Raw genomic sequence first — 16814 nt, forward strand, 5'->3', positions numbered from 1 at the left:
AGGTTGCTATTACTATTTTACATTCATCGGAAAAGTAAATTTTTACATGCTTTTTTTTGCATTTGTGCAAATATTCCGCATAATAGAAATGTGGAAAGGTTGGCAATATCTAGCTGGATTTGTCTTCTGGTCTAAGGTGAAAAGGATGGCTTCACCTAGCATCAAGGATTGTTAAAGAAAAATAAATATGGTGCACGGCATCGTATAAAACAGGAAGGTCAAGATGACTACACTTAATTATACGGTAAGGTTTCAAAAAACCGTTTTGGCAACTTTAATTGGGCTTTGTATAAGCCAATCGAGTTTCGCTCTTGAAGAACTCTCTGATGCTGGTTTGAGTGAAACTACTGGTGAAGGTATTGCTATTTTACCTCAAAATACTTACATGGTATTGCGCGGAGCTGGAGCGAACGAAACCACCAATCAAATTTTAACGGATCGTACTAAAGATACAGGTTATATTAATTATGTGCCTGTTGGGCCTTTAAGTATGACTGCTGCAGATACGAATAAAAACGGTACGATCGACTCTGGGGACCGTGCAGTAGGTAAAGCTGATATTTTTCTTTATGGCTTAGCTCTTTCTAAATCAGATAACGATACAAATACCCGTCTTGCTTCTACCGATACAGCAGCTGCAATTTCGAGTTGGGGTACAGCTATTAATCCGTGGATTTTTAAAGTTGCGACAGAAAACTCTGTGCCTAATTTCAGTGCAACAAATTGTAGTGGAGCAGCTGATCCAACTTGCCAAGTAACCTATTTAGCTTTAGAAGCGCCTTTATATGAAGTAGGGACAAGAGATACTGCTGGACTTGATGCCTATAAACTTAAATTAGGTTTATGGTCAGATATTTTTGTTCGTAATCCAAATAAAATAAATGGTGCAACAGATCAATTTAACTATGGTGACTCTAATGGTTTGATCGGCACGAGTACTGATGCAAGCCGCGCGAATCGTTTACGTCTGCAAGGTATTTGGAATAATTTTAGTTTAAATGGTAGCCGTCTACAGCTCTTCCAAACTTTGGGTGGTGCAACATCCGCAAATGGTTTGAGTCCATTTTATAACAATACTTTAGGTTTTGCGGGTGTTGTACGTTTAAATAGTGGCGATGCAACTAATTTAAGAGCAACAATTACTGCAAATACCCCAACATCTACAGTAGGACCATGGGTAAATCGTTATAGTACTCAATATACTGGAGCGCCTAGCAATAATTCCCCTAGTTCAGATTGGTTATATCGTATTCGTAGTCAAACGACTACTATTACTTCAACAGGTTCATGGACTGCACCAACTGATAGCGCTATGAATAATGTATTACGTTTAAGTACTCGTGAATCTGGTACTGGACAGGGGAATTTAATTACTCCCGCTATTAATGGGGGGCTTGCACCAACCTTTGATGCAAACGAAGGTTTATATCTTTATAACCCTAATATTAATCTTGTATTAGGGTCTTTATATCAACCTTTAGTTTTGAGTTCAGATGGTAAAAACTTTAGTTTGGAACTAGCGCGTATTCCGAATAAACCAGAAATCTATAAGAAAATTTATACTGACTATACTGGAACAGATAGTAGTTACCTCGGCTCCACCTGTAATGTTTACCAATGTGGTGCCAATGTAACCTTAGGTGGTAAAACCTATCAAGGTTCTAACGCAACACATAGTAGTATCTCGATTGGTTCTACTGTTTATAATGCAACGACTAATACTCTAGAGGCATTTAAAGGGAATAATGCTCAAGATGCTGTAGGTATTTCTTTTGGGAAATTACCGACAGGAACTGTTACTGCTACAACACAAACTAGAAACTTCTATCAATTACAAAATCAAGAACGTCGTGTAAACAGCTATACATGTAGTTTAATTTTTACTTGTTATGATTGGCAATACCGTACGGCAACAGGCTGGACAGGAAATGCTGGCTCAGGCTTAAGATTTGATTCTCAAGGAGCAAACTGGGCGAATATTGATAGTACTGCTTATTATAATCCGACAACCAACACGACAGGGTACACCACCACAGATGCAGGGAATGGGGCTCAATTTGTTGTACCAAATGGTACACCTTTACCTGATGCACTTTACAATAATGGACGTTGGTATACGACTACACCAAATGCAGATATAAACACATATAAATTATCAGGAGCACAAATTAGCTCTTCAATTAGTAATAACATGGGGTCAGCTGTTATTGATGGTGTTTTAATTCAACATTTAAAGCTCACCACAAAAGGTCTATAAGAGGAGTAACGCGATGAAAAAAATAACTGCTTTACTCTTTGCTCTTTGTGCAACTGTGACTCATGCAGAATTGCAAACCTTGGATAATGATGCATTACAGGCAATTAATGGCCAAGCTGGTGCTGATTTATCTTTGATGCTTAATTTAAACCAGACCAGTAACGGCATATTTGATAATGGCAGTGGCGGCGTTTGTGAAAACGTAGAGTTCTGTCATATTGGTTTAGCAATTAATAAACGCTTTGTGCAAACAGACGCGACTAAGCCAAGTGGTTGGACTGAAAATAGCGACAGCGGTAATAAACTTTGGTTAGTATTTAAAGGTGTGCAAGGCACTTTAAATATTCAAAAAATGGGTTTAGATGGTGCTGATTTAAAGTATCTTGATAAAAGTAATACTGAAATTATAAAACCGGCTATTCAACTGAGTTTTAGTGCAGCACAGCCAATTTTAATTCGTAATTTTGGTTTTAATGCTCTGTCAATTGAGCAAGATAACTTTACGAGCTCAACAACAACGCAAGGCTCGAGTGCAAATATGTATGATTATGCATATTTCAAAAAGCCAACTTATGCAGCGACTGCTAATAGTGCGAACCAGCAAGTGGCTACTGCAACCCCATCGGCGTATGACTACGGTCGTGAAACAGGATTTATGGGCTTAATGATGAATGGCAACTTAGCAATTCAAGGAAAAGTCATGGTCTTTAGCTGTGATGGTAGCCATCCACGTTGTTAAAGGTTAATGTAGATTTCAAAGGAACTGAAGTGATGAACAAAAATAAAGAAAGTCACGGCTCAAAGTTTATTTTAAATACATTAACAGCCAGTATGTTGTTAGTGAGCGGACAGGTTTTTGCTTTAGAAGCGTTAACAGATGCCGATTTGAGTGCGGTCAATGGTCAAGATGGAATCTCGATACAAACGACTTTCAACGAAATCAATATTGATAATGCTTATTGGGACGACCATGCAGGCACACCAACAAGTGCTGATCAAATTTTAAGAGCTCAAGCGAGTGGTGTAAAAATACAAAAAAGTAATGCCTCTACACAAGCTTTAGGTACAAACTACCGTTTAGACGTAGGAAGTAATGCGACTACAGGTAAAGCAGGGGTCGATTTTTCTATTCAAAGTAGTCCCTCGCTCATTACTGTAAATAGCGTCAAAGTCTGTAATAGTTCGGCTGCTTGTTCACCTACTTTAGGACAGTTGGCTATACAAACAACTTCGCCTTTAAACTTGGCTCTTACTACTCAAGATGGTTTATTTAGCCCGAATAGTCAGTCAAGCATGACGCTTGGTCTAAATAATGCAAATATTTATTTAGGGCAATTAGACGCGCGTAGTCAGCTAAATCAATTGATATTAAAGAATTTTAACTTTAATTTTGTTGGTAAAGGCGTCATGTTTATTGATCCTACCCGTGGCATAGTCTTACAAACTAATACAGGGAATAATACTGCTGCGGTTGGGCAAACTCCAAATAGTACCTATGGCTATGTCGATTTTAATCGTGTCGCCGATTCTGCTTCTGGTTTAACTGCTGGTACATATGTAGACAGTAGTGGGAAAGTAACCAATTCAGGTCTGAATATTGAGGTAATGCTTAGCTCAAATGTTGATAAGTCAAATCCTTATGCCCTAGACACGACAAATAGCCCACAGAATTCTAAAGGCTTGATTCGTTTAGGTGCTAGCGGCCGTATGGTCAATAGTTACTTACAAGTCCGTGGTATGGATGGCTCTTCAGATAAAACAACATTAGGTACTGCTAATACAGCTTCAGGTACGGGATCAAGTAATAGTATTTTAGGTAACTCTGGAATTGCCTTTCGTATGAAAGGGGAGTTCACTAAAGATAATGATTCGATGTTAGGTTCAGATGGTAAAGCAACTACCTTGGAAATTGGTGGTGCAGGTCTGAATGCTTATGGTTTTGAATTCGGTAATTTAACGGGGCTGAACTCGGCTACACGCGGTTATTTTGACAGCGGAAATATTTATCTAAATCTTGCTGATACAAAAACCTTATTAATGCCAAATAACGCAACACTAAATGCAATTCGTTTAGGATCAGGCACTTTAACAACTGCTGCCGATTATCAACATAATATCCACCGTGATACGGTTACAAATCCATTTAGCCTAATTCTTGCCATGCGTGGAGCAGAGTTCCAGGCATTCTCAAGACGAGGTCGTTTTACTACCAGTGCAAATGTCGCTGCTGCCAATCAATTTGCAGATAATGGTTTAAATAACCAGTGGGGTTTGGCATTACCTTTTTATAATTTAAATGCGAATGCCGCTGTCTATGGTGTAGATGCGCCTGCAAATGGTGCTTATTACTATACAAAAGATGCCAACGGTAAACCGATTCAAAATTTAGTTGCAACATCTGGTACAACTTCACGTTTAGGTTTTGGTATAGCTGTAGGAACGACAGGTCGAGATGCAGGCGGTACTAAAACAACTTCAATTTTATTAATTGATGGTTCTCCAAATGCTAATAATGCGGGCAACCCTACCGATTATTATATGGGGTTACGTAATATTGATATGTTCCTCAAAGGCAATGGCACTATTGGTTTAGAAAATGGCAGTTTAAATATCGGTTTAAAAGATATGTTACTTGCTTTATCAACCGAAATTGCAGCAGGTTATTTACCAGGAGCTAAATATAAAACTTGTCCGGCAACCGGGTCTTGTACTTCGCCAATCGATAACTTTGCCAAAAATAATGATGTCTTATTTGGTTTAAAACTACGTTTAGGCGGCGATCTTAATTTATCGATAGTGCCGAATAGTTCAATTGCAGATGGTAGTGCTTTAACTGTACTAGGTGATTTTACAATGCCTGCGACAGCAACTGGTAATACTGTACAAATTAGCGACCCGATTGATGGTTCTGCAATTGGTTTTGACAATATTACTGGAAAGCTAGCGTTTAATACCGCTTTAGTTGTGGGCAAAGATACCGCAAGTGGTTTAGGTAAAGTTGGTGTAAATACCGCGGTTTATTTTAATCCTGATAAGAGTATTGACGGCGCATTACGTGTGAAAGATATTAATTTCTATCCACCTTCAACAGGTGCAGGAGCACGTTTAGGTGAGCTTGCAATTACGGGTGGACGTCTAAATAGCAGCTTTAGCATTGTGCCTAGAAATGGCGCCTTTAACTAATCAATAAAAGTGACGTTTAACGTCACTTTTTTATATAAATTTTAGTTTAGTGTGATTGGATTTGCATTCGTCGGGTTATAGAGATAATTGCTTTGTACTTGAATATTATTCTGATAGTCTGAACAAATAATAAACGTTTGTCTCTTAAGGATTAGAGCGACATGAAAAATAAAAATATAGTCTGCTGGTTATTATTTGCCAGTAGTTCAAGTGTTTTTGCGATGCAGCCTTTAGATGATCAAAGTCTTGCAGCTGCGACGGGTCAAAATGGTCTAACTTTAGGTATTCAGGCCGATCAAGTTAAATTTAATCAAGTCGCCTTGATTGATACGAACGGTATTGCATCTACGTCTTACAACAGTAAAGCAGGTCTTGTCATTGCAGGAAACTCTACTAATCCGGTTCCTGGCATAGAGTTTATTAAAGCTGCTGTATCTACAAATCCTTCTTTTAATATTGCAATCGATACCGATGCTGGTGGTGGAAATCCATTTTTAAATTTAGCTGTCACGATGGGGAGTGACGTAAATGGTATTCGGCTTTTACCATTTTCAGTTTATTTAGCACCAAGTACATCTTTGTCTAGCCCATCCGATTATGCATTAACAAGTTATGCACCAAAATCAATTTTTAGTTCGGGCACAACGGTGAATACCGGGGTAAAAGAGCTGATTCGTTCTACTGGTAATCTTGATATTAACTTTGTACAAACCAATAAGCCCCGTTTAAATATTCAACTGGGACATGCTGCTCAGTCGGTTATGGTTAAATTCGGAGGAGCTATTCAATCGATTTGTTCTGCTGCATCTGGCTGCCCGATTACTTTAGTTTCAGATAACACGGGTGCTACATTTGGGTTTAAATTTGCAGGTACGAATGCGTCAACGGGTTTTGTTCTTGATGGATTTTATGCTGGGGTTGACCCGACAGGACTTACCTTTGGAAATATAGGTGTATCTAGTAAATTTGATGCATCACTTAACAATGTGACTTTAGGAAATTTAGGTACACAAAGTACAACAACATTTAATAATTTACCCAATGGGTCTATGGGGAGTTTTGGAGTTACGGGTGCTTCGGTGACCGACTTTAAAATGAAAGTAAGTGGCTTTTAAAAAATAATTAATAATTACTTAACCTGAAATACCAAAAGAGGGCGGTTGTTTAAACAATCGCTCTCTTTTGTTTGAGTGATTAAATACGAGAAGAACTGGTTTGCTCTAGCTGCTGAACAATTTCATCTAAAGCTTTAATGCGTTTCACTTGGTCCCATAATTCTTTCGCTTGAGGATAGGCTTTGGTCATCATACCTAACCACTGCTTATAACGGCCAACCATCCCAATTTCTGTTTTTGCTTGACCATTTAAAAAACGTATTTGTAAGTCAACCAGTTGTTCCCAAGTAAACAGTGCTTCATCCATATTTTGGCGAATACATTGTGTTAAATCTGGAGTAGTCACTGCACCACGGCCAATCATTAAATCTTCACAGCCAGATTGTTGCTGGCAAGCTCTAGCATCAGCATTGGTCCAGATTTCGCCGTTAGCAATCACATTAATTTTTAAAGCTTCTTTAATCGGTAGAATTTTTTCCCAATAAGCTGGTGGCGTATAACCATCTGCTTTAGTTCGAGCATGTACTGTTAACCAGCTTGCACCCGCATCTTCAACAGCATGGGCGTTTTCCATGGTGTGGTTTTCATCTAGATAACCTAAACGCATTTTTGCTGAAACAGGGATGTGCGCAGGTACAGCATCACGGACTGCTTTAATGAGCATATGTACTACGTCTGGTTCATCAAGAAGTACCGAACCACCTCGATGTCGATTGACGGTTTTTGCAGGACAACCAAAATTAAGGTCAATTGCAGGAGCACCCAGCTCAACGACTTTTGCCGCATTTGCTGCAAGCATCTCTGGATTATTGCCTAAGAACTGAACGTGTACAGGTGTTCCAGCAGCTGTTTTACCATCGTTTTTAAGTTCAGGACAAAAACTATAGTAAATATGGTCTGGCAAAATACTGTCTGTAACGCGAATAAACTCGGTTACACACCAGTCGAAGTGACCAACAGATGTGAGTGTATCCCGCATGATCGGGTCAGTTAAACCTTCCATTGGAGCGAGTATGAGTTTCACAGTCTGAGTCACCTGAGCAAAACAAAAACAGCGTTATACGGGATATGTATAACGCTGTCTAGTAGTGCTGATATTTTAATTGTTTTATCGGCCCAATATCATCTCAAGCACAAATTTACTGCCAATAAAACCGATCGCTAATAATGCAAAACCAATTAAGGTAAAACGAATCGCTTTTTGTCCGCGCCAGCCAAGTTTATAGTGGCCAATCAATAAAGAGCCATAAATAAACCATGAAATAATACTAAATACGGTTTTATGAGCGAGATGCTGGGCAAAGAAGCTATCAACTGTTAAGAAACCAAACGCGAGAGCAATAGTTAATAAAATAAAACCAGTAATGATGAGGTCAAATAATAAAGACTCCATGGCCTGAATGGATGGAAGTAAATTGACCCAAATACGTTTTTTTTGTTTCTTTTTGAGTTCACGGTTTTGGAACCATATCAAGATCGCATGTATGGTTGCCATCAGTAAAACAGCATAAGCAGAAAGTGAAAGAATAATATGAGTATCTAAACCTAATGAATGCTGTTCAATAAACTGATCGGGACGGCTAAATGCAAAACCTAAAATAAGACCAATCGCCGCTACAGGAATGCCGAGCAAGTTTAACGGTACAATCGGGCGGAAAGTACTAAAAACTAAGCTTAACAACAACATAAGTCCTGATGTAAAAGACACCAGATTAAAAACATCGTAGTTAATTCCTGATGGCGTCAGCATGGCATGACATAAAACTGTGCCATGTAACAGCAGTGCTAAGGTCGTAACAAAAGCAAATAACCATGGGTTTGGTTCACGTTTTGACATTAAACGTATGAACAGATACCAGAAAGAAGTGGTATATGCGATGAGTGCCAAAATTGTGTAAACCAAGGGGAGGCTAATCATGTCAAACCTTTTTCAGGATTAATTCATCTAGATAAGATATAAATTCGCTGCGAACTAAAGTATCCTATAGCATTCTATGCATAAATTTTCTATTTCGAGAAAGATTTTTTTGCAACTAGCCATTTTAAGCGGATTTTGCAATGTTTGATACCTTAACAGAACGACTCACGCAGAGTTTAAGAAATGTTACTGGCTCAGGGCAGCTGACCGAAGACAATATTAAAGATACCTTACGTGAAGTACGTATGGCTCTTCTTGAAGCCGATGTCGCGTTACCTGTAACTCGTGAATTTATCGCGAAAGTTAAGGAAGAGGCATTGGGCCAAGAAGTGATGACTCAGTTATCTCCAGGCCAGGCATTTGTAAAAATTGTCTATGATGAACTCACCAAGATGATGGGTGAGGCCAATGAAACACTGGATTTAAGTGCTAAGCCTCCAGTTGTGGTATTACTTGCTGGTTTACAAGGTGCAGGTAAAACAACTACAGCAGCCAAGCTGGCACGTTTCTTAAAAGAACGTCAAAAGAAAAAAGTAATGACCGTTTCTGCCGACGTTTATCGTCCGGCAGCGATTAAACAGTTAGAAACTGTGTCAGCAGAAGTTGGTGCAGGCTTTATTCCATCAGATCCTTCTGAAAAACCAATTGATATTGTTAACCGTGCAATTGAACAGGCAAAAATCCAGTTTGCTGATGTGTTGATTGTCGATACAGCGGGTCGTTTGCATGTCGATGAAGACATGATGGACGAAATTAAAGAATTGCATGCAGCAGTTAAGCCGACTGAAACCTTGTTTGTGGTTGATGCCATGACAGGTCAGGATGCTGCAAATACTGCTAAAGCATTTAACGATGCTTTAGCGCTTACAGGTGTGATTCTTACTAAAACTGATGGTGATGCGCGTGGTGGTGCGGCACTTTCTGTGCGTGCTATTACCGGTAAGCCAATTAAGTTCTTAGGTATGGGCGAAAAGCTTGATGCTTTAGAACCATTCCATCCGGACCGTGTTGCTCAACGTATTTTAGGTATGGGTGACGTACTTTCTTTAGTCGAAGAAGTTGAACGTAAAATCGACAAAGAAAAAGCCGAGAAAATGGCGAAAAAATTGCAAAAAGGTGGCAGCTTCAACTTTGAAGATATGCTGATGCAATTTGAGCAAATGAAGAAGATGGGCGGCATGATGGGCTTCTTAGACAAGTTGCCAGGCATGAGCAGTGCAGGAATTCAGCAAGCAATTGAGCAGGCGAATCCTGAAAAGCAGGTCAAGAAAATGGAAGCTATTATCCAGTCAATGACCATCAAGGAACGCCGTAATCCAGACCTGATGAACCCAAGCCGTAAAAAACGTATTGCAGCTGGGTGTGGTATGGATGTAGCTGAAGTGAATAAACTCATTAAGCAACAAGCACAAATGGCTAAAATGATGAAGAAGTTTGCGAATCCATCTGGTATGAGCAAAATGATGCGTTCATTAGGCAATATGCAAAAACAATTTGGCGGTGGCGGCGGTATGGGACCACTGTTTGGTAATAATGACCAAAAGAAATAAATCCATAAAATAAAAGGCGCATATAGCGCCTTTTATTTTGTTCTGTATTTTAGTCTTTAGGATAATGAGCAATATATTGCTGTAATCCTTTGAGCAAAAGATCGGTTTCTACAACAGGATCATATTTTTGTAAAAACTTGGCAAATAGTTTTGCATCACCACCAGTCAGCAGCAGCTTTTTAGGAGATTGCTGCATGATGCTTTCAATTGTACTAATCAGGCCTAACAAAATACCATGATGTACTGCATCTACGGTGTTATTACCCGGATTTAGATTATCAAAAGCCGAATCAGGAATTTTAATACCTTTGGTATTTTGAATCAGTGCATCACGTTGTAAATAAAGGTTTGGCAGAATATAACCGCCTAAATGTTGCTTACCTTTCGTTAAATCAATGGTAAGCGCTGTTCCACAACCAATAATGCAATAGTTTTCTTTTTCCTCAGCAACAGCAAGTACCTGTAGCCAGCGGTCAATCCCGAGCTGACTTGGAACTTCATAACCACATTGTAAACCTGCATATTCAGCATGCACTTTGGCAAAAACAACAGGAATTTCTAGCCATTTTAGAATTTGCTGAATACGCTGATTATTTTCGGTATCGAGAACCGAAGAAATCCCAATACGATGCAAGCCTTGATGTTTAAAGTGTTGGATTAATCCCAGTAATAAATCGGCAGGAGACTGCAAATGTAACTCAGCTGCATGTTCAATAATTTGCTGATTTTCAGTAATCCAGTATTTTAAACGGGTGTTTCCGATATCAAGCCATAAACTTTTCATGGGAAAAATACCTGATTACTGAGTGGTTTGTGGTCTTAGACGACCTTGATAAAACTGCTGTGGTTCAGGAGTTTCAAGAATCACTGCACCTTCATTAGAGATTCCAACGAAACGGCCATATACCAGTCCTTGACTATGTTCGAACTGAACTAACTGATTAAGCCATGCAGCATGGTGGTTAAAACGTCCTGCAAGGTTATAACAACCATGTTCAAACCAGCGGGCTGCATTTTGAATTGCAACATAAAGCTCTGAAATTAACTCAAGACGACTCATTTGCTCTAGGCCTAAATCTTCTAGAGACGTGATCGGTTGATCACTATCAGTGACTGGTGGTGTTTTTAAATTAATACCTACACCCACAATCGCCTGATATTGGGAAAGAGGTTCAACCAAAATTCCGCCCCATTTTCCTTGTGTACTATACAAATCATTTGGCCATTTCACTTGTAGGCTCAAAGGTTGTAGCTGTGGAATTTGCAAAATATTTAACGCAACTTCAAGTGCTAAGCGACCATCTAAGGGTGTTCGAGTTTGCACCAATGTGCTTAAATAAATGTTTCCTTCAGGTGAAATCCATTGCCGTTGATGTTGACCTCGCCCTTGAGTTTGTTGAGCACTGCAAACCAAGCCTGTTGTAATGCCTTTTTGGGCAATTTCACGAATATCATCATTGGTCGAAGTTGTGGTTGCTTTTAATAAAACCACTTCTGGAAGCTGGTTTTTTGCGCTTAAAAGTTGTTGTAGTTGGCGAGTCTCTAAATCCATGTTGAATATGAGCAGAGTGGTAAAACATTTATGGAGTTAATCATATATTTACTCATTGGCGCAATTGCTGGTTTTACTGCCGGACTGTTTGGAGTTGGTGGTGGACTAATTATTGTACCAATCCTCTATGTCGTTTTTACCCAGTTGCACTATGATCCCGCTGTAATCATGCATATTGCAGTCGGAACCTCCCTAGCAACCATTATTGTGACTTCCTTTAGTTCAGTTTCGGCTCATCATAAAAAAGGTGCAGTCCTCTGGCCTGTTTTTCGTAATTTAGCACCGGGACTAGTGATTGGTTCCTTTTTAGGTGCAGGTATTGCCGACCTTTTGTCTGGACAGCATTTACAGCTTCTTATTGGTGTCTTTGCTGTTGTGATGGCTTATCGGATGTTCAAAGGAGCCCATGTTGTGGTTGACCCAACACGTCAGCTTCCTTCAACCCCTATGCAATTTATGGCAGGTGGAGGCATTGGTATTGCCTCTGCAATTTTTGGTATTGGAGGCGGAAGCTTAACTGTCCCATATTTAAACCGTCATGGCGTAGTCATGCAAAAAGCAGTTGCGACCTCTGCTGCTTGTGGTTTACCTATTGCTATTGCAGGTGCAATTGGTTTTATGTGGTTTGGTGCTAAAGAGCACATTTCTGTACCTAATACGATTGGATATATCCATATCTACGCTTTTATTGGTATTAGTGTCATGAGTTTTGTCACTGCTAAACTTGGGGCTAAGGTTGCCCACGCATTGTCACCACAAATGCTAAAAAAATGCTTTGCTTGCTTGTTAGTCGTGGTCGGCAGTTACTTTATTTATAAAGGTTTTATGAATTAAAAACGTTTTATTAAAAATATATAGAAAAGAAAGCTTAGACTCTCACGGTTTAAGCTTTTTTATTTGAAGACTTGAAAAGATTAAAGGTGAGTTTTTCATCCGATTTCTGTATGGATTTTGGGTGGGTTGGCTTAAAATGCAATAAAATTGTCAGACAATGACATAGTTTTTAATGGATGGGATCAGTTAAAAACAAGGATGCGAAAGAAAAGCATGGATTAATGCATATAAAAAGTAGCGGGTGATTTATGAATCTCGAAGAGACAGAAAGTCTTTCTGAGCAAATTGTCAAATACATTAGCGAACAGATTATTAGTGGCGAATTGGTTGAAGGCGAACGCATACAAGAGCTTCGTATCGCTAAAGAACTTGACGTAAGTAGGGGATCAGTTCGTGAGGCGCTATTATTACTCGAGCGTACGCATCTCATTGAAATTTTTCCGCGTCGTGGTGCAATTGTTTCGGAAATGTCGGCACAACAGGTCAAAGCGTTGTTTGATACAAATATGATGTTATTGGGGCATATTGTACAACGCATAAGCGAAACATGGCGTGCTCATGAAGCCGATCAATTACAACTCTTGTTAGAACAGCTTCTTGAGCATGTAAAAGCAGGCGATATTGAAAAATTCTACGATGCTATTTTCCAATATCTTGCTGAACAGCAAGATATGGTCGGTAATCCTTATTTAATGAAATTTTATAAAGAATTATTACCATCATTACGTCGTAGTTATTTTTTGACGCTAAATACCTCTAAACGGGAACTACAAGAAGCATTTGCATTATTTAAACTCGTGACTGATGCAATTTTGATCCGAAAATCACAACAAGCCGCTTTATTTATGGAAGATTTTTGTCGACACTTACGTAACCTTGTGTTGGAATCGCTGACACGAATGAAACAGATTGAATTGGCTTGGGCGAGACGCTCACGCCGCTAGTTAGGGCATTATGCGTTTAAGCAGTTTAAAACTTTCCGGCTTTAAATCTTTTGCAGATAGTACAACTTTAAATTTTAAGGCGAACCGCACAGCAGTGGTTGGTCCAAATGGTTGTGGCAAATCCAATGTTATTGATGCGATCCGCTGGGTGATGGGGGAGTCAAACGCTCGTCAGCTGCGTGGTGGTAGCATGCAAGATGTTATTTTTACCGGAACATCCAAGCGTAAGCCAGTTGGTGTTGCCAGTGTAGAACTGCGTTTTGACAATACCTATGGCAAATTAGGTGGAGCTTATAATGCTTATAATGAGCTCGCAGTTCGTCGTCAGGTGACCCGCGAAGGTAAATCTGAGTATTTCTTAAATGGTACACGTTGTCGCCGCCGTGATATTACTGACATTTTCTTGGGCACAGGGTTAGGGCCACGCTCTTACGCAGTCATTGAACAAGGCATGATTAACCGCTTGGTTGATGCCAAGCCAGAAGAAATGCGTATTTTCATTGAAGAGGCGGCAGGTGTTTCCCGTTATCAGGCGCGTCGCCGCGAAACCTTGCAGCACCTTGAACATACGGAGCAAAACCTTTCACGCTTGGAAGATATTGCGCTTGAGTTAAAATCACAACTTAAAACGCTTAAACGCCAGTCAGAAGCAGCGGTTCAATATAAAACATTAGAAAGCCAGATTCGTACCCTAAAAATTGAAATTTTGTCTTTTCAGGCAGAGAAAAGTGTACGCCTACAAGAAGAATATACCGTTCAAATGAACGAACTGGGGGAAACATTTAAATTAGTTCGTTCAGAATTAAGTACGATTGAACATGATTTAGAATCTACCAGTGCTTTATTTCAGAGACTTATTCAGCAATCTTCACCGTTACAACAAGAATGGCAACAAGCTGAAAAGAAACTGTCTGAACTGAAAATGACTCTAGAGCAAAAACAAAGTTTATTTCAGCAAAATAGTACAACTCTCGTTCAGTTAGAACAGCAAAAAGCCCAAACTAAAGAACGTTTACAGCTTTCTGAATTGCAACTCGAAACACTGAATAGCCAGTTAGAAGAGCAAACCGAAGCTTTAACTGCAATTGAGCATACAGCAGCTGAAGCAGAGCAAAGTTTTGCAGGTTTACAATCACAGCAACGGCAAGCGCAGCAACAATTTGAGCAAGTAAAAGCTCAGGTTGAAAAACAACAGCAGCAAAAAATGCAAATGTCTGCTCAAATCGAGCAATTAGGCAAAAATGTTCAGCGCATTGAACAGCAAAAAGAAACGCTGCAACATCAAGCAAACCAGATCCAATCGCAAGTACACGAAGATGAACAAGGCGAGCTTGAGCAATTACAGCAGCAGCTTTGTCGTGAAATCTCAACGCTAGAAGCTGAAATTGAGCAGTATGTGCAGCGTATTGAACAAGCTCAACAAGCGCATCAGGTAAATAAAAACCAGCAGCAAACGTTAAAAACAGAAATACAGGTTTTATTATCAGAGCAGAAAAACTTAAGCCAGCTTGTTGCTAAACAAAGTCCAAAGCAAAACCAAGATACGCTACGTTTAATGCAGGCTCTAGAGTTAACAGAGCAGGGCAAACCACACGCACAAATTATTGAAAAGTTTTTAGCAAAATGGTTGCAGGCACATATTGTTGAAACTGAACAAGCCTTTCAGGAAGGAGTTGCTCGCCAGTTAAAGCCTTCAGAGCAATCAAGCAAATTTAAGGGGAACCTGATTTGCTTGAATGATTGGATTGCATCGCCACAGCTATCAATATTCTCGAATGTAGCGATTGCACAAGATTTATCTCATGCTTTAAATGAACAAAAACAACTGCAATATGGCCAGTCTATTTTGACTTTAGATGGTTATCATGTCGGGCAAGATTGGGTAATTGCTCTTATGTATGATGACGAAAGTCAAAGTGCGCAAGGTATGCTCAGTCATCGTATTCGTCTAGACGAAATTGAACAAGTTCTTCAAAAGCAGCAACCAGAATTACAAGCATTAGATCAAATTATAGTTCAGCAAAAAGATGAGCTAGGACAGTTACAAGTTGACCTACAGCAAAAACAACAAGTCATTAAACAAAAACAAAAAGACTTGCAACAGCTTGATGTACAAATTGCCAAGCAACAAACCGCAGCACAAGCATTTTTATTGCAAAAACAGCAATTGAAAGATCAACTCGCTCAATTAGATACGCAGCTTGAAGAAGATGCGATGCAAAAAGATGATCTTGAAATTGATTTGCATGCATTGGCAATGAAGCTCGAAACTATTTTACCTGACTATAAAACTTTGCAATTTCAGGTAGAAGAATTAACAGAGCAGCTTGAGGAACAGCAACAAGTCTTACAACAGCAACAACAAGAACGTGAGATTTTACGACGTAATAGTACGCAGACAACTCAACAAATTGAGCTGCTTGAAAAAGATATTTCGTTCTTGCAGAGCCAATATCAACAAATTACAGCGCAAATGGAACAGGCGAAAAAGTTTGTTGACCCTATTCAGTTAGAGTTGCCAAACCTTGAGTCAGAGTTTCAACAACAATTTGCTCAAACCGAAAAGCTGCAAAAGACATGGAATGAATGGCAGATTGAGCTTAATAGTGTCCAAGAGAAGCAACAAACGCTTACAGACCAACGCCATCAATACCAACAGCAAGATGAAAAGCTTAGAGAGCAGCTTGAAGCCAAACGTTTAGCATGGCAAGCCGCCAAGTCGGATCGTGAGCACTATCAAGAACAGCTCAAAGAGTTAAATGCCGAGCTTCAAACGGGTTTGAAAATAGATTTAACTGAACACCAGCAAAAACTAGAAAAAGTACAGAAACAGTTTGAAAAAATCGGTGCAGTTAACTTAGCTGCTTCACAAGAGTTTGAAGAAGTTTCTCAGCGTTTTGATGAGTTGAGCCACCAAATTCAAGACTTGGAAAATACGGTAACTCAGTTAAAAGATGCGATGAAGAGCATTGACCAAGAAACCCGTAAGTTGTTTATGTCGACTTTTGATCAGATTAATCAAGAGTTACAAAATCTATTTCCAAAAGTTTTTAATGGTGGTGAAGCCAGTTTAAGTCTTGAGGATGATTGGCAATCTGGGGTTAAGCTCATGGCGAGACCACCGGGTAAGAAAAACAGTTCTCTGGCATTACTTTCCGGTGGAGAAAAAGCGTTAACAGCGTTAGCATTAGTATTTGCTATTTTCAGGTTAAATCCGGCACCGTTTTGTGTACTCGATGAAGTGGACGCTCCACTCGACGATGCGAATGTACAGAGATATTGTAATTTGGTAAAAGAGCTTTCTGAACATGTACAATTCATTTACATTACACATAATAAGCTGGCGATGACCATGGCAACTGACTTGTTGGGTGTAACCATGCCTGAACCGGGTACATCAAAATTAGTCACTGTCAATTTAGAACAGGCAAAAGAATACGGGTTAGTTTCGGAGTCATAGA

The 16814-nt window shown here is 39.5% G+C and carries 12 protein-coding genes; 8 read left to right on the top strand and 4 right to left on the bottom strand.

Annotation, left to right across the window (positions count from 1 at the left end; genetic code table 11):
* Positions 1–223 precede the first annotated feature (223 nt).
* The 4 genes from EG365_RS12135 (at position 224) to EG365_RS12150 (ending at position 6555) form a co-directional block, all read left to right on the top strand.
* Positions 224–2257, top strand: a complete 2034-nt coding sequence (locus tag EG365_RS12135) for a hypothetical protein (RefSeq protein WP_000209709.1) — start codon at positions 224–226, stop codon at positions 2255–2257.
* Between the two features lie 13 nt (positions 2258–2270).
* Entirely contained in the window at positions 2271–2996 is a 726-nt protein-coding gene (locus tag EG365_RS12140; RefSeq protein WP_000724347.1) for a DUF6160 family protein, read from the top strand.
* Positions 2997–3028: 32 nt separating this feature from the next.
* Positions 3029–5440 carry a DUF6160 family protein gene (locus EG365_RS12145; protein WP_001038886.1) on the top strand — a complete coding sequence of 804 codons (2412 nt, stop codon included), beginning with the start codon at positions 3029–3031 and terminating at the stop codon, positions 5438–5440.
* A gap of 161 nt (positions 5441–5601) precedes the next feature.
* Positions 5602–6555, top strand: coding sequence for a DUF6160 family protein (locus EG365_RS12150; RefSeq protein WP_000791883.1), 954 nt, complete (start codon positions 5602–5604; stop codon positions 6553–6555).
* Positions 6556–6634: 79 nt separating this feature from the next.
* On the opposite strand, the gene EG365_RS12155 is transcribed toward EG365_RS12150, so the two are convergent.
* Positions 6635–7579: a tRNA dihydrouridine synthase gene (locus EG365_RS12155; RefSeq protein WP_001984199.1), complete on the bottom strand. Its 945-nt coding sequence runs from the start codon at positions 7577–7579 to the stop codon at positions 6635–6637.
* 84 nt (positions 7580–7663) lie between these two features.
* Positions 7664–8473, bottom strand: coding sequence for a cytochrome C assembly family protein (locus EG365_RS12160; RefSeq protein WP_000624642.1), 810 nt, complete (start codon positions 8471–8473; stop codon positions 7664–7666).
* 140 nt (positions 8474–8613) lie between these two features.
* On the opposite strand from EG365_RS12160, the gene ffh reads away from it, so the two are divergent.
* Positions 8614–10023 carry a signal recognition particle protein gene (gene ffh / locus EG365_RS12165; protein WP_000460625.1) on the top strand — a complete coding sequence of 470 codons (1410 nt, stop codon included), beginning with the start codon at positions 8614–8616 and terminating at the stop codon, positions 10021–10023.
* A gap of 49 nt (positions 10024–10072) precedes the next feature.
* Here ffh and EG365_RS12170 read toward each other — a convergent pair whose 3' ends face one another.
* Positions 10073–10807, bottom strand: a complete 735-nt coding sequence (locus tag EG365_RS12170) for a pantothenate kinase (protein WP_000839415.1) — start codon at positions 10805–10807, stop codon at positions 10073–10075.
* Positions 10808–10822: 15 nt separating this feature from the next.
* A complete protein-coding gene (locus EG365_RS12175) occupies positions 10823–11575 on the bottom strand; it encodes a biotin--[acetyl-CoA-carboxylase] ligase (RefSeq protein ID WP_000362833.1) in 753 nt (250 codons plus the stop codon).
* A gap of 30 nt (positions 11576–11605) precedes the next feature.
* On the opposite strand from EG365_RS12175, the gene EG365_RS12180 reads away from it, so the two are divergent.
* The 3 genes from EG365_RS12180 to smc all read left to right on the top strand — a co-directional run bounded on the left by EG365_RS12180 (position 11606) and on the right by smc (position 16813).
* Positions 11606–12409, top strand: a complete 804-nt coding sequence (locus EG365_RS12180; protein ID WP_000420176.1) for a sulfite exporter TauE/SafE family protein — start codon at positions 11606–11608, stop codon at positions 12407–12409.
* Positions 12410–12657: 248 nt separating this feature from the next.
* Positions 12658–13353 (top strand): GntR family transcriptional regulator, encoded by a 696-nt coding sequence (locus EG365_RS12185; RefSeq protein WP_001047228.1) that lies wholly within the window; start codon positions 12658–12660, stop codon positions 13351–13353.
* A gap of 10 nt (positions 13354–13363) precedes the next feature.
* A complete protein-coding gene (smc, locus tag EG365_RS12190; protein ID WP_001239984.1) occupies positions 13364–16813 on the top strand; it encodes a chromosome segregation protein SMC in 3450 nt (1149 codons plus the stop codon).
* Position 16814: the final 1 nt, after the last annotated feature.

The organism is Acinetobacter sp. FDAARGOS_494, assembly GCF_003812225.1.
In the GTDB taxonomy this organism is placed as follows: domain Bacteria; phylum Pseudomonadota; class Gammaproteobacteria; order Pseudomonadales; family Moraxellaceae; genus Acinetobacter; species Acinetobacter baumannii.

Excerpts from the sequence above, each read along its gene's own strand:
- EG365_RS12135 (WP_000209709.1), top strand. The coding sequence starts at position 224 with ATGACTACACTTAATTATACGGTAAGGTTTCAAAAAACCGTTTTGGCA.
- EG365_RS12140 (WP_000724347.1), top strand. The coding sequence starts at position 2,271 with ATGAAAAAAATAACTGCTTTACTCTTTGCTCTTTGTGCAACTGTGACT.
- EG365_RS12145 (WP_001038886.1), top strand. The coding sequence starts at position 3,029 with ATGAACAAAAATAAAGAAAGTCACGGCTCAAAGTTTATTTTAAATACA.
- EG365_RS12150 (WP_000791883.1), top strand. The coding sequence starts at position 5,602 with ATGAAAAATAAAAATATAGTCTGCTGGTTATTATTTGCCAGTAGTTCA.
- EG365_RS12160 (WP_000624642.1), bottom strand. The coding sequence starts at position 8,473 with ATGATTAGCCTCCCCTTGGTTTACACAATTTTGGCACTCATCGCATAT.
- ffh (WP_000460625.1), top strand. The coding sequence starts at position 8,614 with ATGTTTGATACCTTAACAGAACGACTCACGCAGAGTTTAAGAAATGTT.
- EG365_RS12170 (WP_000839415.1), bottom strand. The coding sequence starts at position 10,807 with ATGAAAAGTTTATGGCTTGATATCGGAAACACCCGTTTAAAATACTGG.
- EG365_RS12175 (WP_000362833.1), bottom strand. The coding sequence starts at position 11,575 with ATGGATTTAGAGACTCGCCAACTACAACAACTTTTAAGCGCAAAAAAC.
- EG365_RS12180 (WP_000420176.1), top strand. The coding sequence starts at position 11,606 with ATGGAGTTAATCATATATTTACTCATTGGCGCAATTGCTGGTTTTACT.
- EG365_RS12185 (WP_001047228.1), top strand. The coding sequence starts at position 12,658 with ATGAATCTCGAAGAGACAGAAAGTCTTTCTGAGCAAATTGTCAAATAC.
- smc (WP_001239984.1), top strand. The coding sequence starts at position 13,364 with ATGCGTTTAAGCAGTTTAAAACTTTCCGGCTTTAAATCTTTTGCAGAT.